Source organism: Flagellimonas allohymeniacidonis (genome assembly GCF_004296335.1).
Lineage (GTDB): Bacteria > Bacteroidota > Bacteroidia > Flavobacteriales > Flavobacteriaceae > Flagellimonas > Flagellimonas allohymeniacidonis.
The window spans coordinates 748,668-774,149 of record NZ_SGIU01000002.1 but is presented as its reverse complement, the minus strand read 5'-3'; the positions used below and the strand labels follow the sequence as shown (position 1 = coordinate 774,149).

Sequence of the window (25,482 nt, the reverse complement as noted above, 5' to 3'; positions counted from 1 at the left end):
AATGTTTTTTTTGCAATTAATTTATGTGCGCTTTAAAGAACCTTCCAGCATTATTGGCTGCTTCGTTAACCTTTTTTTCTTGGTCATAGAAGTCAAAGTGATATCCTTCTAGCCAAACCAATTCTTTTTCCCCGCCCAAATCGGCATAAAACTGCTTTGCATTATCCGGTAGTGCACTCCCATCAGAATGAATTATCATGGTAGGTGCTTTAATATTTTTGGCTTTGGACGTGGGATCAAAACCCAACCAAGGTTCCCAGCTCATTAGGGAAAAACTATTTTTCCATGCTGAAATCCCACCTCCGCGGTTATTATCCATATAATATTCCATTGGACCAAAATGGGAAGCCGTTTTATCTGTATTACTGTATGCCAAAACCATTTGGTTGTCTCCCATCTCGAGATATACTTCCTTGGCCTTTTTCCCTGTCTCTCTCAGTTCCTCTAGATTATCTTCTCCCCCATATAGCAATGGCAATGTGGCTTCATTGGGCAACCATGCGGCAACGGTGGCAATAGCTTTTACCCTAGAATCATTTTCGGCCAAATAGGCAACATTTCCACCTGAAGTGCAGATACCAAGAGCTCCAATTCCTTCCACGTACGGAAGTGATTCTAAAAAGCTCACTGCAGCCTTCATATCCCTTAACTTATTTTGAGGATCTTCAAATTGCCGTGGAAGCCCTTCACTTTCTCCATAATGGCTATAGTCAAAAGCTAGAGCTACGATACCTTTTAGTGCCATTTTAGCCGCATAGGTTGCTGCCATTTGCTCCTTTACGGAAGTCAAAGACCCTCCAACGATGACTGCAGGATATTTTTCTTCGGGATTAAAGTTTTTCGGGAAGTATAAGTTCCCTACTAATTTTAGATTTTCTCTTTGAAATGTTACTTTTTCCATAGCTGCTATTTTTTGTTTTTGACTTAATTTTTGTCCCTGTAAAGTCAGGCTGATTATTGCTGATACTATCGTTGACATAATTTTTTTCATGATGCTAATTTTAATTACATCACAAAGGTATTGGCACACACCTATATGGATACTACGCAGTTCAAAGAAGAAAGTACAGAATTCAAATAGAGGATAATATCCAGTCCAAAAAGTGTTTAAAAACTATTCAGATACTTAAATGGGGCAACCAAGGTAAGTCGGGCAATTTTGAATAATCTAGAGCTTGTACCGTTTTCCTCGTAGGTTCTTTTAAGCAAGTAATTCTCGTTTTCTATTTTATCCAAGATTGGCTCAAATCGCGCACAATACCAAAGTCCGACGGTTTTACATCGAAATATGTTCAAAGTTTCCAGATAATGCTTTCCCTCTATAAAATATTCTCGTGCTTTGGCGGTGCGTTCGCGTACCCAGGCCCTGAAAGCAGGGCTTTCTAGTTGGGATATGTTAATGCCATAAAGTTCAATATATTCTTTCGGTATATTGATAAATCCATTTTGTAAATCTTCAACCGTATCCCTCAACAAATGAACAATGTGAGCAGCTTTAGCAGCAGAATATTGGTTTTTAGCAACCGGATATTGGTGCTTGTTTCCAATAAAATATTGAAGACCGTCAGTGGTAGACTTTGCCACACAATGTGTATACCATTCCAACTGTTTTACAGTAATGATTTGCCATTTACGATAAGCATCGAATTCGACAATAGCGAACATATTTCTTATAAAAGACTGAAGTTTGCTGTTATTTTTTTGGTCGTGTTTAATAAGGACCGCTATGATTTCTTCGTAGTTATTGAGTGAATTTGGAGTTTTCTTTTGATAAAGTGTATCAATTAATTCTTTTTGTCTCTTTATAAATGAAATTCGTTCCTTCTGAGATTCAAGGGTTTCGTCAATCATATCATCCACCCAACGGAAATAGGCATACGCTCTGAAAAAATCATCTACAAGATTTCTATCCACCATATAACGAGCCGTGTAGTAAGTTTGTTTACTGGCTTTTTTGGTAATCGATTTAGCTAATGTCGCTGTTTGATCCATACAGGAGTGTTGTATAAGTTAAGTATCTTCAATGATACTATCTGTTGCCAAGTGAGCTGAAAGTAAAATAATGGAAAGTCTAATCCCTAGGTATGCACCTGGCTCTCACCTAGCATTAAATTTAACCATTATGCACTATAACAAAGAACTGAGTTAAAACAAAAGGATGTTCCTCTTTTTATTTTATGCCTTTTCGAAAGGTATTTGGCGTTACACCCATTTGCTTTTTGAAGAAGTTCGCAAAATGATTGGGGTAGTTGTAATAGAGGTCAAAGGCAATTTCCTTAATGGAAAGGGAGGTATTGCTCAATTTGGATTTGGCGAGGGTAAGAATATGGTTCTGAATATGTTCGGAGGCAGGGCTATTGGTAATTCTCTTGATGACGGCATTCAAATGATTTGGATGGATGTTCAATTGATCAGCATAATACCGAACCTTATGTGGCTCTCCATTTTCAAAAGTTTGATTAGGATAAAAACTGGTCTCCAGCATTGTTTTGAACCGGCTTACTAGATTCAAGTCTTGGTTGCGATGGTCGAACGATCTTTCTGAAGCTGGTACTTTTTTATCAAAAAGGCGTCCCACCTTGTGCAATAATACCAAGGTGTTCAGGTGGCAGATGGTTTTGGATAGGGCATCATTCTTTTTATGTTCCATCAGCATGTCCTCAAAGATTTTGATAAAGGTGACGGCTTCTTCGCTGTTTAAGGTTAAAGGAATGGTGTTATCGACCAAGAGGAAAGGAAAATCAGCACTTATTTGCTTTTTGGATTCCTCCCTACGATAAAATTCTTCAGAGAAAATGATGTAAAATCCATCCCAATCGGGAGCAATGTCCCACCGCAAAATTTGATAAGGGGAATTGAAAAAGAGGGTCGCTTTTAGGTCTTCGGTGGAGTAGTTTCCGGTTTTCGCGTAACCACTACCATCTAACTTTAAAGCTATTGCATAAAACTCATGCTTAAAAGGAGGCATTTTTTGATGAACGGTTTTCATGTTTTCCTCAAAGGTCCGTATATCAAAATCCTCCCACTTCGAAGAGGGGATGTTAATGGCCTCGCAATAGTCTTTCAGGGTAGCATAATGGTCCATGGATTTGTTGGGCTACGGCGTGAGTTCTTCCAAAATTACGCCATAATCATATTGTAAATCTTCATGAAGAAGGGGAATTCTTTTTTTAATGAAATCAACTTGCCTTTGATAAAGGTTGATCAAAGCCGTATTATTCTTGATGGAAGGTTTAAAGGCCTTGAGCTTCTCACAGAAATAAAGCAGCAATTGTATTTCAGTTTCCTTGTTTCCAGAATATCGAATGTACTTTTTTACGGCGCGGAGGATTTTTCGAACACTTTTTTTGATGTAATAAAAACTGTCTGTATTGATTTCATTAAATTGTTGGTCCATTTCCTGTTTTACCGCTTCAATGTAACCTTCCTCATGGCCAGCTTCAAAAAGCAAATAGGTGAGTAATTCCTTGTTTTCCTTTTTGAATCGGGCCAATCTGAGGCATAACCCAAGAATTTCATCCCCAGAACGGTGTTGAAGTTCTTTTTTTAATTGTGCTATCGTGGCTGCTCTCATTGGAAAATTAACTTCTTAAATAGGAGGCTCCGTTGACATCTATAATGGTTCCCGAACAGTATTCCGCACCTTCCGAAGCCAAAAAGAGAACGGCATGGGCGACCTCTTTAGGTTGGGCCATACGCTTAAATGGAGACTCCCGCAATAAATTTTCACGTTCCACGGGGGTAAGGGTTTCAGCAGCCATTTCAGTCTCTGTAAACCCTGGGGCGACAACACCGATATAGATATTATGGGGTGCCAGTTTTTTGGCCAAAGATTGACTCATGGCGTTCAAAGCGGCTTTACTTGCACCATAGGCAGGCTTGGTAGGCTCTCCTCGGAAGGAACCTCTGGAAGAGACATTCACAATGCGTCCACCTCCTGTTTTCATCATGGCCTTCGCTGCCCAATAGCTTAAATTGGCAGCCGCAAATAGGTTGGTTTTGAAGGTATCTTCCCATGCGTGCGTCCAATGGTCGAAATCAACCTTGTCCACTTCATGGAAAATGGAAATACCCGCATTGTTGACCAATATATCCAGGCGACCATAAGCGGTGATAAAATCATCAACGAGTTGCTTTGTGTTTTCTTTTTTACTGATGTCTTTTTGAAAGAGTTGGTGGCCTTCCCCGGTCAGTTCGGCAAGCGTTTTTTCAGCATCTGTTACATTGGAGCGAAAATTAAGGCCCACCATTGCCCCTTTTTCTGCAAAGGCTAGGGCCGTGGCTTTTCCAATGCCTCGGGAGGCGCCAGTGATCAATACATTCTTGTTGCTAAAATCCAAAAGAAGAAATGATATAAATAGTTTGTTGTTATGATTTTGTTCTAACCGGATAGGATGGTCTCACCATTTTTTTGGGTGGATTTTCATTCAATTGCTTTAACACAATTTCAATGGCCTTTTCCAATTGAGGGTCGTGACCTTTGACCACTAATTCTGGCAGTTGCTCAACCTCAACATCAGGGGCAATCCCTTCGTTCTCCACTCTAAAACCTCTTTCCGAATAAAAGGCTACATTGGGTGCTGTTACTACCCCGCCATCTATAAATTCGGGATAGCCCAAAACTCCTACCAATCCACCCCAAGTACGTTTACCCACTAAGGTACCCATCTCGAACTTTCGGAACATCCATGGCAGGTAATCCCCGCCGGAGCCGGCAGTTTCATCAATAATCATCACTTTCGGCCCTTGAATAGAGGCACTAGGGGTTTTTAGGTCCTTCCCGTATCGAAAATTCCAATAGGCTTGCACAGGCCTTTTTAGGATATCGATATAGTAGTCCGCCAAATAACCTCCGCCGTTATAGCGCTCATCTATAATGATGGCTTTTTTATTGGCTTGCGGAAAAAAGTACCTTTTGAAATAATCAAAGCCAGCAACCGCGGTGTTAGGTACATACACATAGGCCACATCGCCCTTGGTGGCTTCATGCACCTTTTTCATGTTGCCTTCCACCCAGTCCCTATTTCGTATGGCCCATTCGGTGGGCAGGGGGGTAACCTGAAAGGTTTTGGAACCGCTTCCATCAGCATTTGAACTCACCGTAAGGTCAACCAAGGTGTTTGCCGTGTTCTCAAAAAAGCTGTACAAATTATCAGCACCCGTAACAGCTTTGCCATTTACCGCGATGATATAATCTCCTTCGGATACCTGCACTCCGGGTTCCGTGAGCGGAGATCTTAAATCAGGCGTCCAATTAAGACCACCATAAATCTTTGCAATTTGATAGCGATTGTTCTTTACTGTATAATCTGCTCCCAAAAGCCCACCCGGGACCTCATCGGGGTCGTTTAGGTCGTCACCATTGCTTCCAAAACGGTGATGCCCTACAGCCAATTCACTGAACATCCAACGCATCACGCGATATAGATCAGATTTGCAGGAAGCATGTTCAATGAAGGGTTCGTATTTGGCCTTCATGGCATTCCAATCTGCTCCGTGCATACCTGGGTCATAAAAATAATCGCGGTTTACACGCCATGCTTCGTTGAATATGTTTTTCCACTCTTTTTTTGGATCAATTTTGATGGAAATACTACCGAGCTTAAGTGGACCATTTTCAGATTTTTTACCCAAATCGGAAATAAACCAGGCCCCATTGCTGTTGTAGAACATTTTTTTGCCGCCACTGGCTACTTCAAAGTAGTTGAGGGGAACAAGTTCTTCTGCTTCCCTTTCCTTAAAGGTAAATTTGTATAAATGTGAATCTGAACCGTGAAAGGCCGAAGACAGATAGTAGAGTTCTCCCTCTTTTACAGCGTTCAAATCACTATAAAGCCCTGCCTCCACTGGTAAGGTCAACATTCTATTTTGAATGCCATTCCAATCTATTCTTAAACGCTTGGTGGGCGATTCTTCCTTTTTTCCTTTTTTGGAGGAAGTCTCGTCTTCATTCTCTTCTTGATTGGCATCCCCTTTTTCTTCATCATTCTCTTTTTTTAATGGGGAGTCCACATCACTTTGTAGGGTTATCAGATAGATTGAAGTTGTCAGTTCTTTATCAATACTGGATTGATCAAACCAGTTTACCAATGGACCAGCGTCGGTGGATGCGAGTAAATAGAGGTATTTTCCACTGGGATCAAAAACGGGACTTGTGACGTTCGACAGTCCATCAGTGAGTTCATAGGACTTGTTTTCGGCAAGGGAGTACAAAAATGCTTTTTCAAAATTGGTGTCGATAATTTTGGTGTAGGCTATCCAATTGGAATCAAATGACCAATCGCTGAACAATTCCCTTAAATCCCCAGGAAAGAACATTTCATCCTGGTCAATTTTCGTTGTTTTTGATGTAGTGACATTGGTTATGTAAAGATTACGTCCATTATCCACGTAACTCACTTTTTTGCTATCTGGAGACCAATGAATGTTACCATAAAAACCCGTACCTGCCAATTCAATTTTCTTAACATTGCTGTTGGCAGTATTTTGAACATGCATGGCATATTCCCCCGAGGCATCAGAAAAATAGGCTATCGACTTCCCATCAGGGGACCATGCAGGAAATTTTTCATGAACTCCGGTAGTTTGAGTCAAGTTTTTTACATCTCCTTTGTTGGCCGGAAGGGTGACAATATCCCCTCTAAAATCCAAGACCACCCGAGCTCCAGAAGGTGAAATGTTGCCTGAGCGAACATATTGTTGACCAGAGACATAGCGCTCGCGAAACTCCAATAAATCCGTAGTGATATTAAGCGTCAGTTTTTTTTCATCTCCTGAGGTTGCATCATAAAGATGAAGCGTTCCCGCATGTTCGTAGATTATCGAGTTGTTGTGGGCTTTGGCGTTGGTGACCGGAAAATTTTTATAGTCCGTATGCTTTTCTATCTCCTTACTATTGATGTTATAACTAAAGAGATTGAACTCGCCATCCCGGTCACTTCTGAAGAAAACATCATTCCCAATCCATTGGGGCTGGGTGTCATTGCTTCCCCCTGCGGGTTTTGGAATTTCCACAACCTTATGGTCTTCGGTACTATAAACCCAGATTCTCGAAACACGTCCCCCGCGGTAGTGTTTCCATTGTCGAAAGGCATCAAAAATAGGGGTATAGGCAATGTATTTGCCATCATCGGAATAAGTAGCCCAAAAGGCATTGGGAATATCCAATTGTGTTATTGCACCACCATTTATGGAAACTGTGTAGAGTTGGAAGTATCGATTGGTATGGGAGTTCCTTCGTGAGGCAAACAGCACACTCTGGCCATCGGGTGAAAAGTCGCGTACCCAATCGTTGTAGGGATGCCAGGTCAATCTTTTTGGAATTCCACCTTTAGCAGGCACAACATATACGTCGGTATTACCGTCGTATTCTGCATTAAAGGCAATCATGCTACCATCGGGTGAAAATATGGGACCGGATTCAATGCCTTCATCAATGGTCAAACGTTTTGGATTGGAACCATCCTTGTTGGCAATCCACAGATCTTCGGCATATACAAAGACAATGTGCGTATCACTCAGTGCAGGTTGTTGCATGAGTTTGGTTTCCATTTGGGCGAAAACCACAGCGACTTGAAATAGAAAAATGGATGAAGCCAGTAGGGCTCTTTGGAAGGAGATTGCATTCATGGTGTTCCGGTTTTTTTAGTTCAATAAGATACAGGTTTAGTATCAATTACTTCAAGAAATTTTTTGGAAGAATCTAATAGGTATGCAACTTTTCCAATTCTTGATCTATTTGATTTTTTAGCCCTTCGGCTCTTTTTTTAATGGCTTCCCATCGTAGGATTTGTTCCCGATTGCCCCCGAATTTCAGCAATACCATTTTCCAAAAATCCCGGTTTTGTGAAAGTTGCCCTAGATCCAGTGCCCTAAGATTCGAAATTTTGTCTAGGTTGATTCCAAGCATGGAAAACCCTTCAAGATTGAGATAGATGTTTTCTACCAGGAGGGGAGTGATAAACTCATCGGTAATTTGTCGTGTTGTGCCATCGGTATAGGTCTCCTTGGCGTTGCGGTAATAGTTGAAGATTTTTTGCCTTAGGGAATCATTTTGCACATAACTCATTTTTCCGGAGGAGACTGCCTCATCAAAAATGCCGCTATTGCTTTTGAAATACTGGTCCATAACAAATTCAAAGGATTGCAGTACGAAACTCGATTTATCAATACTATTCGGGGCACTTAAAAGTCCGACTAGACTATCAAGTCTGCCCAGTCTTTCCATGGATATTTTAGTGTTGTTTTCAATCTGAAGGATATCCAACTCAACTTCTTTGGAAAGATTTGAAAGGAGAATCATCTCTTTTTTGCGCTCTTTCTGGACCTCACTGTAGTCGTTGATTTGTAGCGCAATTAGAATTCCTATCACCACCAGGATGATTTCGCCAACGGCATACAACAAATAATTACTGAACTTCCCTTCAGCAAGCAGTTGTTGGCGAATGCGACGGAAGAATTTGATCATTGAAAGTTGGTTATTTCCATAAATATAACAACTTAAAAACCAAGGCTGAACACTTTGTCAAGGAGTTGCCGAAATCCCGAGTTTCCGCTACCTTTAAAAACTTCAAAAATTCAAGTTATGCGTAAATTTTTATATTTCTTTTTAGCCCTATCGGCACTTCAAGTATCAAACGCCCAAAAACAAGATTTTTCATATTTGGATGTTTTCGATTTGCAGTATGTCTCTGACCCGCAGATTTCTCCAAATGGGACCTCGGTAGTATATCGAAGAATGGGTTTTGACATTATGAAGGACCGTTCGATGGGAAACCTTTGGCTGATTAAAGCGGATGGTACCGGCCATCAAAAATTAACGGCCCGGGAAACCTCCGAGAGCAGCCCTAAATGGTCGCCGAGTGGAGATAGAATTGTGTTTTCGAGCAGTACGGATGAAGGTTCTGAGATTTATATGTACTGGGTTTCCACCGGGAAGTTGGCCAAGCTCACCCAATTACCTTTTAGCCCAAGTTCTTTGACCTGGTCGCCTAATGGCAAAAACATTGCATTCTCCATGAATGTGCCCAAGGCTCCTCCGGTTATTGCCAAAATTCCTAAAAAACCCAAAGGCGCTAAATGGGCAGAAGCTCCAAGGATTACAAATCGTGTATATCATGAAGCAGACGGAAGGGGATACATAAAACCTGGGTTCAATCACATTTTTGTCATTCCATCAGAAGGAGGGGCTCCACGACAAATAAGCTCTGGAGACTACCACCATCGAGGCACATTGTCATGGAGCAAGAACGGTTCTAAAATATACTTTTCTGCAAATCGAAATGATAATTGGGAATACGATTTCAGAAACAGCGAAATCTATTCGGTGGATGTGCAAACTGGTGCGTTTAGTCAGTTGACCGATAGAAACGGACCTGACTATAGCCCAAAAGTCTCGCCCGATGGCACCAAGATTGCTTACCTTGGATTTGAAGACCAAGTTCAAGCCTATCAAATCCGGAAGCTGCACGTGATGAATTTGGACGGCAGTAACAAAAAGGTCGTATCAGAAACCTTGGACCGCACGCTTTCCAATATCCAATGGGATGCCAAAGGTGCGGGACTTTATGTTTCTTATGACGACAAAGGCAATGGGAAGATTGGACATATTTCTTTGTCTGGAAAGGTAACCAAGCTGGCCGATAATGTAGGGGGCACTACTTTGGGCAGGCCCTACGCCAGCGGTTCATATTCCATATCAAAAAACGGCACTATCGCTTTTACACATTCCCGGCCAGATTATCCGGCAGAACTGGCCATCCAAGGAGCAAAGGACAAAAATCCGCTCAAGATCACCTCTCTGAACAAGGCCCTTTTGGACTACAGAAACTTGGGCAGGGTTGAGGAAGTTTGGTACAAATCTTCCGTTGATGGTCGAGATATTCAAGGCTGGGTGGTCTACCCCCCGAACTATGACGAAAGCAAAAAATATCCCTTTATGGTTGAAAATCACGGGGGTCCCATTTTGAACTATGGCGACCGATTTTCTACGGAAATGCAGTTGTACGCCTCAGCAGGATATGTCGTTTTTTATCCCAATCCTAGGGGCAGTACAAGCTATGGAGAGGAATTTGGAAACCTGCTTTACAACAATTATCCCGGGGAGGATTATAATGATGTAATGGACGGTGTGGACCATTGCATACAAATGGGAATTGCCCATGAAGACCAACTTTTTGTTACCGGGGGAAGTGCAGGTGGAATCATGTCTGCTTGGATGATAGGAAAGAACAAGCGTTTTGAAGCTGCAGTTGTGGCCAAGCCCGTGATGAATTGGATCAGTAAAACCTTGGTGGCCGACAACTACTTTTACTATGCGGAGCACCGATATCCCGGACAACCTTGGGAAAATTTTGAAGGATATTGGAAATTTTCACCCATTTCACTCGTTGGTAATGTAGAGACCCCGACTATGGTTATGGTGGGCATGAACGATTTAAGAACGCCTCCCAGCGAGGCCAAACAACTGTATCATGCACTTAAGTTGCGAAAAATTGAAACGGTGTTGGTCGAAATTCCCGGGGCGAGTCATGGCATTGCCAGCAAGCCGAGTAATTTGATTACCAAAATAGCACATACCGTGGCATGGTTTGATAAATTCAGAACAGACAAAGAGAATGAGTAGAAAAAAAAGACACTGGTTTTGGAATTTCCTGATTTTCCTGACGGTGTCTTTTTGTATTTCCGCATTTGTGCTTCATTATAAAAATTGGGATGAAATCGAGAATGGTGAACTCAAGATTTTGTCAGGTGCATACTATCAACGATTGCCTCTGGATAATATTGACAGTGTGATGATGGTCAAAAAGATCCCAGAAATGGAGCGTGCCCATGGGTTTTCATGGTTGGCTAGGGAAAAAGGAGTTTTCAAAGATTCACTCACCGATACCAAAGTATATGTTTTTGTTGATGATTTGAGGCAACAAAAAATCCGGTTGGTTCATGATGATTCACTCAAATTATTCATCAATTTTACCGATAGTTTAAAAACACAACACTTGTTTGAAGAATTGAATGAAGCACTGTTGGCAAATCAAGAAAAGCTAAAGTAACTTTGGCACCGTATATGTAGTGTTGGCTTCAATTCCTGCTTGATCTATGAAAAAATTCATCTTTGTTTTATTGCTTTTCCCAATGGGCTTGTTAGCGCAAACAACCTTGTCTGTCAAAATACATAATGTTGCTTCCTCCGAAGGAGCTGTGAATGTCGCGGTTTACAATTCTGATGAGACCTTCCTTAAATTCGAAGGGGTCGTGAAATCAGGAAGCACTAAGGCGAAAAAGGGCGTGGTCACCCTTGAAATTGAGGAAATTCCTGAAGGAGAATACGCATTGGCCATTTTTCATGATGAAAATGGAAACAATGAGTTGGATACCAATTGGTTGGGCATACCCAAAGAGAAGGTGGCTTTTTCCAAATCTAAAATGAAGACCTTTGGTCCGCCGAAATATAAAGAGTGTGCCTTTCTAGTGGAAAAGGACACCAAAGTGGACGTTTACTTCTAAAAGAAAGAATCACTACATCTTGGAAACGACAACCCTTGTACAAATTTTTGGAGCCGTTTATGGATTACTTGCCGTAATTTTTGGAGCTTTTGGCGCGCATGCACTTAAAAAGAGACTGACTCCTGAACAACACCATAGTTTTGAAACCGGGGTCAAATATCAAATGTATCATGCCCTACTGCTCATGATCTTAGGATTTTCCTTTGATTTCAATGTTGCTCTGGAAAAATATATGGGGTACAGTTTGGTCTTGGGAACCTTTTTGTTCTCTTTCAGTATCTATGGTTTGGTTTTAAGCAGTTCCAAAGGAAACAAAATGAGATTTTTGGGACCCATCACCCCTCTGGGAGGTCTGTTATTGGCGGTAGGGTGGTTCCTTTTGATTTTGAACCTCATGTATGCGATTTAAACCTTAATCCACGGTTAGAGGTATGATTTCTTGATAAAACCAAGGGGTGTGCTGATTAGTGATGGCATTCCACTTCCAAGTACCATCGAACTTTTGAGCGTTCAGGGTCATTAAACCAATTTCTTTAAATGTGGTGTCGGCCGGATTTTCTTTTCTGAACCAAAACATCTTCCAAGAGTAGTAGGCCAAAGCATTATTTTGGTCCATTACCCGAATTAAGGGTTTTCCGCCTTCGTAATAGTAGTCCAACGTATCATTGCCACTGAGCATGAAGTGGAACTTTTTAACTTCTTCTTTGCCTTTAAAAAAATAGCCTTGAGAGTTGATCCAGGTGACATCCTCAGCAAACTGGTCAATCGCTGAGCTTATATCTTTTTGAATCATGGCCTGTTCCCGGGCATCAATCATTTTGGCAAGAACGACAGAATCCTTCGAAAAGGATTCCATCGCTTTTGGAGCCTCGTTTTGTTGTTGGCAAGAAGTCCATATCAGCATTAAAACGATAAGGCGCAAAGGCTTCATGCGTTATTGTCTTAGGTACATATTACCATTAATCGTATTCAAGCTAAGGGTATTGACTGCTTGATCAAAACGCCCCATCACTTTCTGGCCCACATGTCTATTGGTCACATTGAGGTCCAGTTTTGCATCGGCATAAATCTCTCCATGAATGGTCTCTGCGATCAAGGCAGAATTTTTAACGACCAGGTCAATGGCACCATTTATGGTTTTCAACTCAAGATTGCCCGAATACTTCTTGATTTCGATATCACCGTTGATGAGGTCAGCCGTAAAATTACCTTCTATGATTTCAGAACTAAGGTCGCCATTGATACTACTCACCTTAAAATTGGCATTTTTCGGCACGTAGAGTACGTAATTGAAATCATACATATCGTCGGTGTAGTAGTATTTTTTCCCACTTTGCTGACGCTCTTTATGGAACGCCTTAAATACGGGCTCTGCCTCAGAAACAATGCTAATGTATTGGCTACTTTCTTTGATGTCGAGTTGATAAAGATCTAAGTATTTACCTTCGTCCGTTTGGATATCGGCCTTGAAATAGACTGTGGACTTGTCCCAGGTTTTCACCTCGATTTCAGAAGCAAACTTCACTTCCAACTCAATGGTCCGATCATTGTAGGGAATGTTTTTTTCAATGACTTTTTGAGCATGGAGGATGGGAGCTATAAGTCCCAATACCAGAAGTAATGTGATTTTTTTCATGACTGTTCGTTTTTTGAATGGGTTATTGTTTTCTTAGATAGATGTTTCCATTGGTGGATTTTAGTGAAATGTCCACACCACCATTGTTAATGGTCGATTTAACTCTTCTGCTCGAGATGGATTTCATACCATCTTTGTCAACTGGTTTTAAGTCGAAATTGGAATAGATATCACCGTTGGTAGCACTAATGGAGAGGTCTGCTGGCGTGCTGCCGGGAAGCGTAACATCCACTTCACCATTTGTGGTGTAAATTGAAATAGGGGAACTTTGCTTTACCGTATCAAAGATCACATCGATATTGCCGTTGAGGGCATTGGCGGTAACCGGACCATTGGCGTTCCGAATGTCGATGCTTCCATTTAATTTGGCATCCGCCTCAATTTCCCCAGTGAAACCATCAATCTCAATATCACCGTTCCAAGTACTTTTTACCGCTATTTTCTGATTGGCCGGCAAAAAGATGTGGGCGTTTTCCGCTTTTCTTAAATTTTTTACGATGAGGGTATTTCCATCTTGAACCACATAAAACCCAATGTTGGTATTATCTGAGCCGCCTTCGCCGACCAGTTTTAAGCCTTTGGCCCTTTCCACGGTTTTGGTGCTGTTGCTCCCTTTGATCATAATCTCATTTTTGTCATAGGTCTGGACAATGATGTCTGATTTAGACTCTATTTTTACCCATTCCACACCACTCAAAGACTTGGTGTAGTTGTTTTGCGCCTGGGCACTAAAGCCCAAACAAGCTGCTAAAAGAATAATGAATCGTTTCATGATTTTCGTTTTTTGATGTTTATATAATTTTTGGTAATCCTGTTTCTATTTGCTCTTTGATGAATGGTTGCGTGTCCTCCTGTTCCAATAATTTTCGCATGGGTTCCACTGCTTTTTTCTCTTGAATCTGAACCAATACCTGAATAATGGCAATTTGAATGCTAGGGTTTTTTTCCTTCCCCAAGGCTTCAATGAAAACGTTTTTCACGGTTTCTGATGATGTGAACTTCGATAGCGCCTCAAAGGCGGTCAATCGCACATTGTCATTGGCATCGTTAAGCATGCGATTGGCCAAGGCAATGACTACGGCCTCATCGGGATTTGGGATTTCTTCAATATAATTAACCCCTTGAATGCGTTTGCTCGCCGATTGATTTTCCATAAGGGAAAGCATTACGGTTTGTTTCATCTGCAGACTTTCATTTTCCAACTGGGCAATATCATCACTCACTTTTTTCTGTTGGAATACACTCCCCATTTGAAATGAGGCCACCAAGAGAGCGATACTTGCTGCAATTTTCAAGATGTTGGAGGCCCATGCCGACTTTTTTGTTTGTGATACCAACGGCACCACTTTGGATGCTTTTTCCTTTTCCAATGCCAGGGCTTCCTCAAACTTGGCACTTAGCCTATTGGAAGGCACAGACAGCTTTTCGTTATCAAAAGCACCAAACAACGATTTAAGGTCTTCAAGCTCTTGACTACACCTAGGGCAGTTGCTTAAATGGGCTTTGACAAGTTGTTTGTCAGTACTTGAGAGCATACCATCCAAATATTCCGGTAACATTTCTGATACATGATCTTCTTTCATGGCTAAATAGTTTCCAAATAGATTTTCTTTAATTTCTTCAATACCCGGCACACTTTGGTTTTCACCGCACCGGGAGAACTTCCCACAATCTCGGCCAACTCTTCGTAACGTATTTCCTTAAATCGATTCAAAATGACCAGTTCCCTATCCGCTGGGTCTAATTGATTCAAGGCATTTTGTAAATGCGAATACTCATCTCCAACCACTTGCTCTGGTTCCACTGTTCTAAACTCTAAGACATCTACATCGAGATGGTTTTGATGGTTTCTTGTAAAATGGGTTTTTAAGCTGTTTCTGGCGATGGTAAAAAGCCAAGAAACAAACGATCCATTTTTGTAAGATGCTCTATACTTTATCAATTTGTAAAAAACATCTTGGGTCAAATCCTCACTTAACATTCTGTCACCTGACATCTTGCATAAAAAATTGAATACATGCTTATGATGTCTATCAAAAAGAACTTTTAGCAGATCAAGATTACCTTCAGCAACCTTTTGCATTATAATTTCGTCAGTGAGCTGGTCCAAAAGTTGTTTTTAGTTGTTGTTTCATCCTATATAGTCAAGAAAATTAAAAAGGTTACAACAGCATGGCCAAAAAAATTGAACTTTTTTTGGAAGAGGTTTAGTTGTAGTAAGAAAACCGAAGAAAAAAGGGATTAATGGCAACCGCAGTCATCATCTCCACAAGCTTTGGTGTTTTTTTTGCCAAAACTTACCAAGGATTTGGGAAGAAAAAATTTCCAGACCAAATAAGCCACCGCCAAGGTCAAAATTAAATAGGCCAATATGTGCTGAAAAAGTTCCATCTAATTCAAAATTTGAAAAGCGGTAAGTGCTACAAGATACGCAAAAACGCTCATAAACAGCAGCTGCAACAGAGGCCATTTCCATGAGTTGGTCTCCCGTTTCACGATGGCAAGCGTGCTCATACATTGCATCGCAAAGGCATAAAAGAGCATTAAGGAAATTCCGGAGGCCAGGTTGAACAAGGGTTTTTTTCCGGACTCATCAAGTTCTGCGGCCATTCGGTTTTTAATAGTTTCCTCTTGGTCATTACCAACGCTGTAAATGGTGGCCAAGGTGCCCACAAAAACTTCTCGGGCAGCAAAGGAGGTCAATACGGCAATTCCAATTTTCCAATCATAGCCGAGAGGTCGAACGATAGGTTCAATGGCCTTCCCGGCAAAACCGATATAGGAGTGTTCCAACCGATAGCTTGCAATTTCTTGATCTCTCGCACGCTCCGTAAGAATACTGGTCATACTTTGAACAGAATCTTGCATTGATCTTAATCCCAACGCATTTTCTTGATCCACAATGCCCAATTTGGTATTGCGCATATAGGTTTGAATGTTGTTTTGGATGTAATTCTTGCTGTAGGGGGAGAGTCCTTGTTGTTCTATCCTTTTGTTTACGATGGACTCGGCATTTTTGAAATCTTCTGAAAAACCATTGGACCCCAAAAACCAAAGAACAATGGAAATGGCTAGAATGATTTTTCCTGCTCCAAAAACAAAACTTTTGGTTTTTTCCAAAACGGTATACGCAACATTCTTGGTCAAGGGCAAACGATAGGTGGGCATTTCAACCATAAATAGGGAACGACTCTTGATTTTCAAAATCTTGTTCAACACCATTGCTGAGAATATGGCCATGGCAAAGCCCAGTAAATACAAAAGCATAAGGGTAAGAGCCTGATAACTGAGCCCTAAAACCGTTCCTTTTGGAATCACAAGGGCAATCAGAATCAAATACACGGGCAATCTTGCGGAACAGGTGGTGAACGGAGTGACCAAAATGGTTATCAAACGCTCTTTCCAATTTTCAATGGTACGCGTTGCCATTACGGCAGGAATGGCACATGCGGTGCCTGATATTAAAGGAACTACACTCTTGCCACTCAAACCAAATGGGCGCATAAGTTTGTCCATTAAAAAAACCACCCGGCTCATATATCCGGTTTCTTCCAAGAGGGAGATGAACAGGAACAGAAAGGCTATTTGGGGAATAAAAATGACAATACCCCCTATGCCAGCTACAATACCTTCGGCCAATAAATCAGTAAGAATTCCGGGAGGAAATGTTGTTTTGATCCATTCACTGGCCGATGCAAACTGGGCATCGATAAAATCCATCGGATATGTGCTCCAATCAAAAATGGCTTGAAATATGATCAGTAGAATAAGGAAAAAGATAACGTATCCAAATATTCTGTGGGTCAATATTTTATCCAAGGAGGCTCGAAGACCTTTGGCTGCCTGCAAATCTACCTTATAGGTATCTCGAAGGGTTTGATTGATAAATTGATACCGGAGAACCGTCTCCCTATGCTGGAGCTTTTTGAGTTCAGACTTGGATTTGGTGGAAAACGAAGTTGCGTCTTCAATACGCTTCTTTTCAATGGGCAAGAAGTTGACATCTTGCGTAATCACCAACCATAGTTTGTATAAATCCTCATTGGGAAAAGCCTTTTTAAGTCTATCAAAATATTCTGGGGCAATTCTGGATGCATTGACAACGGGATTGGTGGAAAGGATTTTGTAATTGGCAATAAGTTCTTTGATGTGATCGATGCCGCTGCTTTTTCGGGTACTAACCAGAGCAATTTTAGTATCCAGTTTTTGTTCAAGGGCGTCAATGTCCAGAGAAATTCCTTTACGAGACATTCTATCCGCCATATTAATGACCAAAATGGTTGGGATGCGCAGATCTTTGATCTGTGTAAAAAGAAGTAGATTCCTTTTTAGGTTTTCCACATCGGTGATCACGATGGCCACATCAGGGTAATCCTTACTTTTCTTGTTCAGGAGGAGTTCCACTACTACGCTTTCATCCAATGAGGTGGTGTTTAGGCTGTATGTCCCTGGCAGATCAAGAATATGGGCCTTTACCCCTCTGGGCAGTTTGCAAAGCCCCTCCTTCTTTTCCACAGTGATTCCAGGGTAGTTTCCCACTTTTTGTTTCAGGCCGGTAAGCTGATTAAAAACGGAGGTCTTGCCTGTATTGGGATTCCCGATGAGGGCAACATTGATGTTTTTGCTCATTGCGCTAACTTATCTTCAACAATTTCCACAGGTATTTCGGCGGCCAATGAACGTCTTATGGCAATATGGCTTCCATTTAAATTGATGTATATGGGATCGTTTAAGGGTGCAATTTGAACAAGTTCCACGGAATTTCCTGGTAGACAGCCCAATTCCAAGAGTTTGATAGGGAGAATGTCGTCGTCAAAGTCTTTGATAATTCCTTTTTGACCTTGTTCAAGATCTGCAACTGTAGCCACTAACTTTATTTAGATTCATTTTAAGTAAGCAAAAGTAAAGAAAAATGCCCAATGCCCCCCTTGAAACTTCTAAAAAGCGAATGTGAATTTTATTCGGTATAGCTTGCTTTCAGAATTTCGAGGTCGACCAACAACTTTTGAATTTCCTCTGAGTTGGTGCCATCATAAAACCCCCGAATTCTTCGCTCCTTATCCACAAGTATGAAATTTTCGGTATGAATCATATCGTAAGGTCCGCCGTCACCATCTGTTTTTACGGCTAAATAGGATTTTCTGGCAAGCTCATAAATTTGCTTTTTGTCCCCGGTCACCAAATTCCACTTACTGTCTACAACCCCTTTTTCCAACGCATATTTTTTAAGCTGGGCCACTGAATCTATAACCGGAGTTACGGAATGGGACAGAAGCATCACATCGCTATCCTCCAATATTTCCGTTTGGATTTCCGCCATGTTTTTGGTCATTATGGGGCAAATGGTGGGGCAGGTGGTGAAGAAAAAATCGGCCACATAAATTTTTCCGTTGTAAGTATTCTGCGTAATAGTGTCTCCATTTTGGTTGACGAGTTTAAAATCGGAAACGGAATGATATTTCTTTTTATAATGCAGGGTACTATCCACCAATTCTTGGCTCACCATGGAAGGTTGATAAATGGGTAAGTTTTTTTTAGGCTGTAGCGCGTTGTAGAATAGGTAGATGATTACCAATGAAACTGCGGACAGCACAATCCCAAAAAACTTATATTTAGCGAAAAACCTGCGCATATTTGCAAAATTACGTTGCATAAAAAGATTCTTCAAACCAAAACAAAGATTCCGGTGCTAAATCTTTCTTAAAACCCAGAACAGCTTTGTTTTTACGTTTTTTTATGATTTCTTAAAAGTTTACTTTTGTGCGTTTTAACAGATGAATGCTGATGAGCCCCGTAGTAATCAAGACCATACAATTTTTTTTAAGTCTATCCCTTCTCATTGTTCTACATGAGTTGGGTCACTTCATACCTGCAAAGATTTTTAAAACCCGAGTTGAAAAATTCTATCTCTTTTTCGATGTTAAGTTTTCCCTCTTTAAAAAGAAAATAGGGGAAACGGTTTATGGTATCGGATGGTTGCCGTTAGGAGGATATGTGAAAATATCCGGGATGATCGACGAGAGCATGGACACCGAACAAATGAAGGAGGAGCCCAAACCCTGGGAGTTTCGAAGCAAGCCTGCTTGGCAGCGTTTGATTATCATGTTGGGAGGGGTAACCGTGAATTTTGTACTGGCGGTTTTGATTTACATTGGCATGGCATATTCCTATGGAGACCAGTACATTCCCATGGAAAGTTTAAAGGATGGCCTTTGGGTCACTGAAAAAGAAATCGGTGATGAATTGGGCGTTCAGACGGGAGATAAGATCGTTGCCGTTGACGGAGAAAAAATTGAGGCTTTTTCCGATGTGTTTATGGGATTGGTGAACGGGAACAGTTTTACGTTGGAAAGGGAAGGCCAAAAAATTCAGAAGGATATACCCGTAGATTTTATTGCCACCCTAATCGAAGATGAAAACAAAATTAGGTTCCTACAACCTAGGCAACCTTTTGTGGTCAATAATGTAGAAAAGGGCTCTGCCAATGAGGCTGTAGAGTTTAGAAAACATGATGAGTTTCTGGCGATCAATGGCCAAGAAGCCATTTATTTTGATCAGGTACAACGCATTTTAGAAGAAAACAAGGGTAAGGAAATTGCCATTCAAGTGCGCCGTTCCACGGGAGAGGAAGCAACCTTAAATGCCACAGTAAGTGATGAAGGTAAGTTGGGAGTGCGTCTTGGTGCATTGACCTTGGAAGAGTATCAGGACAGAGGTTACTACCGTATTCAAACAGTGAAATACAGTTTTTTGGAATCCATTCCGGCAGGGATTCGAAAAGGGGTGGATATCTTGGAAAGCTATGTAAAGCAACTCAAAAAAATATTTAATCCAGAAACAGGAGCCTATAAAGGTGTTGGAGGTTTTGGCGCGATTGGGAGCATGTTTCCAGACACTTGGAACTGGCCTGCCTTCTGGGCAACCACAGCCTTTATTTCGATTATTTTGGCGTTTATGAACATCTTGCCCATCCCTGCTTTGGATGGAGGGCATGTGATGTTCTTGCTTTACGAAATGGTATCGGGGAGAAAGCCCAGTGATAAGTTTTTGGAGTATGCCCAAATGGTAGGTTTCTTCTTGTTGATTGGCTTGCTGTTGTTTGCCAATGGCAATGATTTGTACAAGTGGCTTTTTAAATAGAAAACCACTTTTTTGGTTGTAGTGTTTTAAAGAAACTGCTATATTTGCACCCGCTTAATGGAAATTATTCCTCCTTAGCTCAGTTGGTTAGAGCATCTGACTGTTAATCAGAGGGTCCTTGGTTCGAGCCCAAGAGGGGGAGCATAAATGAAGAAGGCCGCACGAGAGTGTGGCTTTTTTTATTACCCTTTTGTTGCAAGAAGTTTATCCTTAGAGATGCTAAAAAGGACACAACGTTTTTGGTCCGTCAAGTTTTAATACCCCGCTGCCTGCCCATCTTTTCGACTTTCGGAAGCCCCATGGTAAACCTTGTTTTCGTCATCCCATAGAATGGCCTGATACCCGCCATAAACACCTCGGGCGGTCCCAATTTTATGCCCTTTATCCATTAATCCACGAATGGTGGAGTAAGGAATGCCAGATTCCGTTCGAATCAATCCCGAATTTTCTGTGGTTCTTCCCATAGGACTAGCTCCTCCGGTATGGTCCCAACGCGGGGCATCGCCTGCTTCTTGCAGGTTCATGCCAAAATCAACAAGATTCATGACGATTTGTGTATGGCCCATGGGCTGAAAATCACCACCCATCACCCCAAAACTAACATAGGGTTTACCGTCTTTGGTCATAAAAGCGGGAATAATGGTATGGAAGGGGCGCTTGCCTGGTTCGTAGGTATTGGCTTGGCCACGCTTTAAACTGAAGAGTTCACCTCGGTCTTGTAACATAAAGCCCAATTTTGGTGGTGCCATGCCAGACCCCATTCCACGATAATTGCTCTGTATCAAGGATATCATAGTGCCCTCATCATCGGCCACGGTCATGTAAATGGTTTCTCCAGCAGAAATTTCGCCTGCAGAGTATTTTCCCGAACGTTCGCCAATCAATTTTCTTCGGTTTTCGGCGTACGCGTCAGATAGCAATTGTTCCACAGGAACATCAAAGAAATCCATATCGGCATAGTATTTGGCTCGGTCTTCGAAAGCCAATTTTTTAGCTTCTGTGAAAAGATGCAGATGTTCCACACTTCCGAATTTAATTTGGGAAAAGTCATACCCCTGCAAAATTTGCAACATTTGGAGTGCTGCAATTCCCTGACCATTGGGAGGAAGTTCCCAAACATCATATCCCCTGTAATTGATGGAAACGGGTTCTACCCATTCCGATTTATGCAAGGCAAGATCTTTAGCCGATAAGAAACCACCTTGCTCTTGAATGAACTTACCAATGGTCTTGGCGATATCACCTTTGTAAAAAGCATCTCGCCCACCTTCGGCAATTTTGCGATAGGTATTGGCCAAATAGGGATTTTTGTAAATCTCTCCTTCATCGGGCAATTTGCCACCATTTTGTGATTTGTAGGTATCCTCAATATTGGGGAACCCCTTTGATTCAAAAAAAGGTACCGTACGTTGCATGTACCAAGCAATAAGTTCGGTCAACGGAAAACCTTTTTCCGCATAATCGATGGCTGGGGCCAGAATTTCAGTCATGGGTTTGGAACCGAATTTCTGATGAAGCTCAAACCAGCCATCCACAGCCCCAGGTACACTTACGGGCAGCGGGCCATGGGAAGGGATTTTCTCCATGCCTTCTTTTTCAAAATATTCCAAGGTTAGCTTTTGCGGTGACCTTCCACTTGCGTTCAGACCGTATAGCTTTTTTGTTTTACCATCCCAAACTATTGCAAAAAGATCTCCGCCAATACCACAGCCTGTGGGTTCCATTAATCCCAGTGCAGCGTTGGCTGCAATGGCAGCATCGATGGCATTTCCTCCGCTTTTTAGGATGTCAAGTCCTATTTGGGTGGCTAGGGGATGGCTAGTTGCAACCATTCCGTTTTGTCCCAACACTTCAGATCGTGTGGCAAAAGGTTCGCCGGTAATACGGTCTTGGGCAATGGCATAAGAAATAAATAGAAAAAAGGATATAAGGATTGGGAAGAAGTTTTTCATTACAAATTTTTATAAGTGTTTAATCTACATAAGATTCAATAGTAGTGAGTCTCGGAACCTGTACAGCATCAAAAAAGTTCTTTCTTTTTGAACAACTTATTCAGCCTTCAAAGAAATCATTTCCATTTTGTTTTCAGATACTTGTCCATTGATTTTGGAAACATATTCACCCATCAATTGGTTCAAAGCATTGATTTCGGTATCCAACTCTTTGGTGATCTCAACAAAAAATTGCTGAGCTTGATCCGTAGGGGGATAATCTCCGCGTTGGGAGTCGGTCATCAAAAATGCCAAGCGGTTGTTGATTCGGATACCGTAGTTCAAGGGATCTTGTCGACTCTGATTTTTGGTCATGTGAATGTTGTTTTCGATAACATCCAATTGAGATTCAAATTCAGATATCATGTCTTTCAAGCCCTTTTTCATTTCGGATTTTCCCTTGAGGTAGTCCAAATCTTTTTTGACGGTCCTAATATCAATTATTGCGGAATTGGCTTTGCTTACCTGGTCGCGCACTTTCGTCAAGAAATCAAATTGTTTTTGATAATCGCTATCGGAATTGGGCATTCGGGGATCTTTGACGATGGTAAGGACTTGTTCTGAAGTCTGTCCATTATAGTTCAATCGAACCCTATAGTCGCCTGGAACCGCTTTGGGTCCGATGTTTGGGGATGAGTAAAATACCATGCCCTTAAAAGTGTTGTAGCCTGGGTACCGCATATTCCAAATCAATCGGTTGCCTCCTGATTTCACTTCTAAAGGTTTATCGGCTTCGGGGTTCAATTTGTCTTCCTTAGCCCCATGGGAAAATCGCTGGATCAAGGTGCCATCCATTTCTAGAATCTCGATGGATACAGTATCCGTTTTTTGGCTGTTTTTTACATAGTAATTGATTATCGCTCCATTGGGATGGTTTTCGCCCACCAATTTTGTGTTTGGTTTTCGCCACCCGCCTGATTGCTGTATTCTGTAAGCTTTGTCTGGTTTGAATAGGTAGAACTGAGACTTGGCTATTTCATCGGAAAGTTGATGAAGCGGAGTCAGGTCATCAATCATCCAAAAACTGCGGCCATGGGTGGCTGCAATCAAATCGTTGTCCCGCACATTAAGATCACGAATGGAGGTGATGGGCAAATTCAGTTGAAAAGGGGACCAACTGCTGCCATCATCAAAGGAAACATACATACCCCATTCGGTTCCTGCGTAGAGTAATCCCTCCCGTACTTTATCCGAGCGGATGGCCCTGGTGTAATGGTTATTTTTGATTCCTTTGGTAATTACCTTCCAAGTTTTACCATAGTCAGAAGTTTTATAGAGATAAGGGCTATAATCACCAAATTTGTAAGAAGTAGCGGCGACGTATGCGGTGCCCTTTCGAAACGGACTCGGGTCAATACAATTGATCATATTGAGTTTCGGACTTATGCTTGAAGGCGGGGTAATATTCTCCCAATTTGCACCATTATCCCGAGTAATGTGAATCAGCCCATCGTCGCTACCTACCCAAATAACCCCTTCCTCCAAAGGGGATTCGTTAATGGCAAAAAGGTTGGAATAGAACTCAGCTCCCGTATTATCTTGCGTAATTGGCCCACCGGAAGATTTTATGGTCTCAGGTAGACCACGGGTTAAATCAGGAGAAATGGTCTTCCAGGATTGTCCCTCATTGGTAGTTACATGTAAAAAATTAGAGCCTGCATATAATTTGTTGTTGTCATGTATACTGAATTTGACGGGAAAATTCCAATTGAAACGATATTTCATGACCTCGGCACCTGAGCCGGCAGGGTTGTCTGGCCAAATGTTGATGGAACGGGTTTGGTCAACCGAATGATCTTTACGCATCATATAGCCTTTATAAGTTCCCCCGTATACAATGTCATTATTTTTTGGGTCTGGAGCTAGGTGGGCACTCTCACCACCCGCCGATGGTTCCCAGTCCCTTTCTGTTATACTTGAACCAGAGGTGCGATGCGAGATGCGAACCGTACTATTGTCTTGTTGTGCCCCATATATGCGATATGGAAAAGAATTATCCGTTGTAACCCTATAAAACTGTGCCGTGGGTTGATTGTGGTAGGTGGTCCAGTTCTCTCCGCCATCATTGGAAACCTGTGCTCCGCCATCATCGGCAATGACCATCCTGTTGTTGTTATTGGGGTCGATCCATAGATCATGGTGATCACCATGTGGTGCGTTTTTTAAAGTGAACGACTTTCCGCCATCGGTTGATACCCCGTAGCTGACGTTCATGACGTACACTTTATCCTTGTTTTGGGTATCTGCATAAATACGACTATAGTACCATGCCCTTTGTCGCAAAGCTCTATTTTCATTTATTTTTTTCCAGGTTTTACCGCCATCTTCCGACCTGAAGACCCCACCATTTTCGGCTTCGATAATCGCCCAGACTCTATTTGAATCAACAGGAGAAACCGTAATACCTACTATGCCCCATGGGCCTTTGGGCAAGCCCTCGTATTTAGAAATGTCAGTCCAGGTATCACCCCCATCAATACTTTTGTACATTTTACTATCGGGCCCGCCGCTATCCATTCGGTACCCATTTCTCTTCATCTCCCATGTTGCTGCATAAATAATCCTTGCGTTGTTTGGGTCCAATATCAAGTCTCCAGCACCCGCCTTATCGCTTTCATAGAGTATTTTTTCCCAACTGTTGCCGCCATCCTTGGAGCGATAGACGCCACGGGTCTGGTTGGGTTTCCATAGATTGCCAATGGCTGCAACATAGACCAAATCGGGATTTGTAGGGTGTATTCGAATCCTTGAGATATGTTCAGAACCTTCTAGACCTATAAATTTCCAAGTTTCCCCTGCATCCAAACTTTTCCAGACACCATTTCCCGAAGACACATTTCCCCGAAGTGTTTGTTCCCCTTCACCCACATAAATAACATTGGGGTCTGATTCTGAAACGGCCAAGGCGCCTATGGAACCTCCAAAATATCCATCGGAAATACAGCTCCAGGTATTGCCCGCGTCCGTGGTTTTCCAGACTCCGCCACCGGCGGTTCCCATATAGTACAGATTGGGATTGTTCAGAACTCCCGATACCGTGCCAGCACGTCCTCCTCGAAATGGTCCCACTAAACGCCATTCAACAGAATTGTATAGAGATTCGGAATAGTTTTCAGAGGTAGTGTTGGTATTCTTTTTACGTTGAGCGGGCAAATCGCCCACAGGAAATACGAATAAAATCAGAAAAAGGAAAAGGGATAAATTTTTCAT

At 41.8% G+C, this 25,482-nt stretch carries 23 protein-coding genes and 1 tRNA gene; 6 read left to right on the top strand and 18 right to left on the bottom strand.

Features of this window, described 5'->3' with window-relative positions:
• Positions 1 to 16: 16 nt before the first annotated feature.
• The 7 genes from EW142_RS11845 to EW142_RS11815 all read right to left on the bottom strand — a co-directional run bounded on the left by EW142_RS11845 (position 17) and on the right by EW142_RS11815 (position 8,467).
• Positions 17 to 901 (bottom strand): alpha/beta hydrolase, encoded by an 885-nt coding sequence (locus tag EW142_RS11845; protein WP_205783264.1) that lies wholly within the window; start codon positions 899 to 901, stop codon positions 17 to 19.
• Positions 902 to 1,107: 206 nt separating this feature from the next.
• A complete protein-coding gene (locus tag EW142_RS11840; protein WP_130614103.1) occupies positions 1,108 to 1,992 on the bottom strand; it encodes a squalene/phytoene synthase family protein in 885 nt (294 codons plus the stop codon).
• Between the two features lie 178 nt (positions 1,993 to 2,170).
• Positions 2,171 to 3,085, bottom strand: coding sequence for a helix-turn-helix domain-containing protein (locus tag EW142_RS11835; protein WP_130614101.1), 915 nt, complete (start codon positions 3,083 to 3,085; stop codon positions 2,171 to 2,173).
• A gap of 12 nt (positions 3,086 to 3,097) precedes the next feature.
• A complete protein-coding gene (locus EW142_RS11830) occupies positions 3,098 to 3,574 on the bottom strand; it encodes a hypothetical protein (RefSeq protein ID WP_130614099.1) in 477 nt (158 codons plus the stop codon).
• A 7-nt stretch (positions 3,575 to 3,581) separates the two neighbouring features.
• Positions 3,582 to 4,340: an SDR family NAD(P)-dependent oxidoreductase gene (locus tag EW142_RS11825; RefSeq protein ID WP_130614097.1), complete on the bottom strand. Its 759-nt coding sequence runs from the start codon at positions 4,338 to 4,340 to the stop codon at positions 3,582 to 3,584.
• Positions 4,341 to 4,368: 28 nt separating this feature from the next.
• Positions 4,369 to 7,629, bottom strand: a complete 3,261-nt coding sequence (locus EW142_RS11820) for a S41 family peptidase (protein WP_130614095.1) — start codon at positions 7,627 to 7,629, stop codon at positions 4,369 to 4,371.
• Between the two features lie 73 nt (positions 7,630 to 7,702).
• Positions 7,703 to 8,467 carry a DUF6090 family protein gene (locus tag EW142_RS11815; RefSeq protein WP_130614093.1) on the bottom strand — a complete coding sequence of 255 codons (765 nt, stop codon included), beginning with the start codon at positions 8,465 to 8,467 and terminating at the stop codon, positions 7,703 to 7,705.
• Positions 8,468 to 8,584: 117 nt separating this feature from the next.
• Here EW142_RS11815 and EW142_RS11810 point away from each other — a divergent pair, with 117 nt between their 5' ends.
• The 4 genes from EW142_RS11810 to EW142_RS11795 are packed head-to-tail and all read left to right on the top strand — an operon-like array spanning position 8,585 to position 11,914.
• Entirely contained in the window at positions 8,585 to 10,624 is a 2,040-nt protein-coding gene (locus EW142_RS11810; RefSeq protein WP_130614091.1) for a S9 family peptidase, read from the top strand.
• Entirely contained in the window at positions 10,617 to 11,051 is a 435-nt protein-coding gene (locus tag EW142_RS11805; protein ID WP_130614089.1) for a hypothetical protein, read from the top strand. The genes EW142_RS11810 and EW142_RS11805 overlap by 8 nt, the downstream gene beginning before the upstream one ends.
• Positions 11,052 to 11,097: 46 nt before the next feature.
• Positions 11,098 to 11,505, top strand: a complete 408-nt coding sequence (locus tag EW142_RS11800; protein ID WP_130614088.1) for a DUF2141 domain-containing protein — start codon at positions 11,098 to 11,100, stop codon at positions 11,503 to 11,505.
• Between the two features lie 19 nt (positions 11,506 to 11,524).
• Complete coding sequence (locus EW142_RS11795; RefSeq protein WP_130614086.1) at positions 11,525 to 11,914, top strand: DUF423 domain-containing protein; 390 nt, start codon at positions 11,525 to 11,527, stop codon at positions 11,912 to 11,914.
• 3 nt (positions 11,915 to 11,917) lie between these two features.
• Here the strand turns inward: EW142_RS11795 and EW142_RS11790 are convergent, their stop codons facing one another.
• The 9 genes from EW142_RS11790 to EW142_RS11755 form a co-directional block, all read right to left on the bottom strand.
• A complete protein-coding gene (locus EW142_RS11790) occupies positions 11,918 to 12,436 on the bottom strand; it encodes a DUF4440 domain-containing protein (protein ID WP_130614084.1) in 519 nt (172 codons plus the stop codon).
• Positions 12,437 to 12,439: 3 nt separating this feature from the next.
• Positions 12,440 to 13,141 (bottom strand): DUF4097 family beta strand repeat-containing protein, encoded by a 702-nt coding sequence (locus EW142_RS11785; protein ID WP_130614082.1) that lies wholly within the window; start codon positions 13,139 to 13,141, stop codon positions 12,440 to 12,442.
• Positions 13,142 to 13,163: 22 nt separating this feature from the next.
• The gene (locus tag EW142_RS11780) at positions 13,164 to 13,913 is read right to left on the bottom strand and encodes a DUF4097 family beta strand repeat-containing protein (protein WP_130614080.1); all 750 of its coding nucleotides are present in this window, start codon (positions 13,911 to 13,913) and stop codon (positions 13,164 to 13,166) included.
• Between the two features lie 19 nt (positions 13,914 to 13,932).
• Positions 13,933 to 14,724: a zf-HC2 domain-containing protein gene (locus EW142_RS11775; RefSeq protein ID WP_130615691.1), complete on the bottom strand. Its 792-nt coding sequence runs from the start codon at positions 14,722 to 14,724 to the stop codon at positions 13,933 to 13,935.
• A gap of 2 nt (positions 14,725 to 14,726) precedes the next feature.
• Positions 14,727 to 15,224, bottom strand: coding sequence for an RNA polymerase sigma factor (locus EW142_RS11770; RefSeq protein ID WP_130614079.1), 498 nt, complete (start codon positions 15,222 to 15,224; stop codon positions 14,727 to 14,729).
• A gap of 158 nt (positions 15,225 to 15,382) precedes the next feature.
• Positions 15,383 to 15,532 carry a hypothetical protein gene (locus EW142_RS16730; protein WP_165395271.1) on the bottom strand — a complete coding sequence of 50 codons (150 nt, stop codon included), beginning with the start codon at positions 15,530 to 15,532 and terminating at the stop codon, positions 15,383 to 15,385.
• Entirely contained in the window at positions 15,533 to 17,770 is a 2,238-nt protein-coding gene (gene feoB / locus EW142_RS11765; RefSeq protein ID WP_130614077.1) for a ferrous iron transport protein B, read from the bottom strand.
• Positions 17,767 to 18,009, bottom strand: a complete 243-nt coding sequence (locus tag EW142_RS11760; RefSeq protein WP_130614075.1) for a FeoA family protein — start codon at positions 18,007 to 18,009, stop codon at positions 17,767 to 17,769. Before EW142_RS11760 ends, feoB begins: the two co-directional genes overlap by 4 nt.
• Before the next feature lie 89 nt (positions 18,010 to 18,098).
• Complete coding sequence (locus EW142_RS11755; protein WP_130614073.1) at positions 18,099 to 18,773, bottom strand: SCO family protein; 675 nt, start codon at positions 18,771 to 18,773, stop codon at positions 18,099 to 18,101.
• A gap of 152 nt (positions 18,774 to 18,925) precedes the next feature.
• Here EW142_RS11755 and rseP point away from each other — a divergent pair, with 152 nt between their 5' ends.
• Together rseP and EW142_RS11745 are read left to right on the top strand one after the other, a co-directional pair.
• Positions 18,926 to 20,281, top strand: coding sequence for an RIP metalloprotease RseP (gene rseP / locus EW142_RS11750; protein WP_130614071.1), 1,356 nt, complete (start codon positions 18,926 to 18,928; stop codon positions 20,279 to 20,281).
• A 68-nt stretch (positions 20,282 to 20,349) separates the two neighbouring features.
• Positions 20,350 to 20,423: transfer RNA gene (locus EW142_RS11745), tRNA-Asn, on the top strand.
• 112 nt (positions 20,424 to 20,535) lie between these two features.
• Here EW142_RS11745 and ggt read toward each other — a convergent pair.
• Together ggt and EW142_RS11735 are read right to left on the bottom strand one after the other, a co-directional pair.
• Complete coding sequence (gene ggt / locus EW142_RS11740; RefSeq protein WP_130614069.1) at positions 20,536 to 22,233, bottom strand: gamma-glutamyltransferase; 1,698 nt, start codon at positions 22,231 to 22,233, stop codon at positions 20,536 to 20,538.
• A 96-nt stretch (positions 22,234 to 22,329) separates the two neighbouring features.
• A complete protein-coding gene (locus EW142_RS11735) occupies positions 22,330 to 25,482 on the bottom strand; it encodes a WD40/YVTN/BNR-like repeat-containing protein (protein WP_130614067.1) in 3,153 nt (1,050 codons plus the stop codon).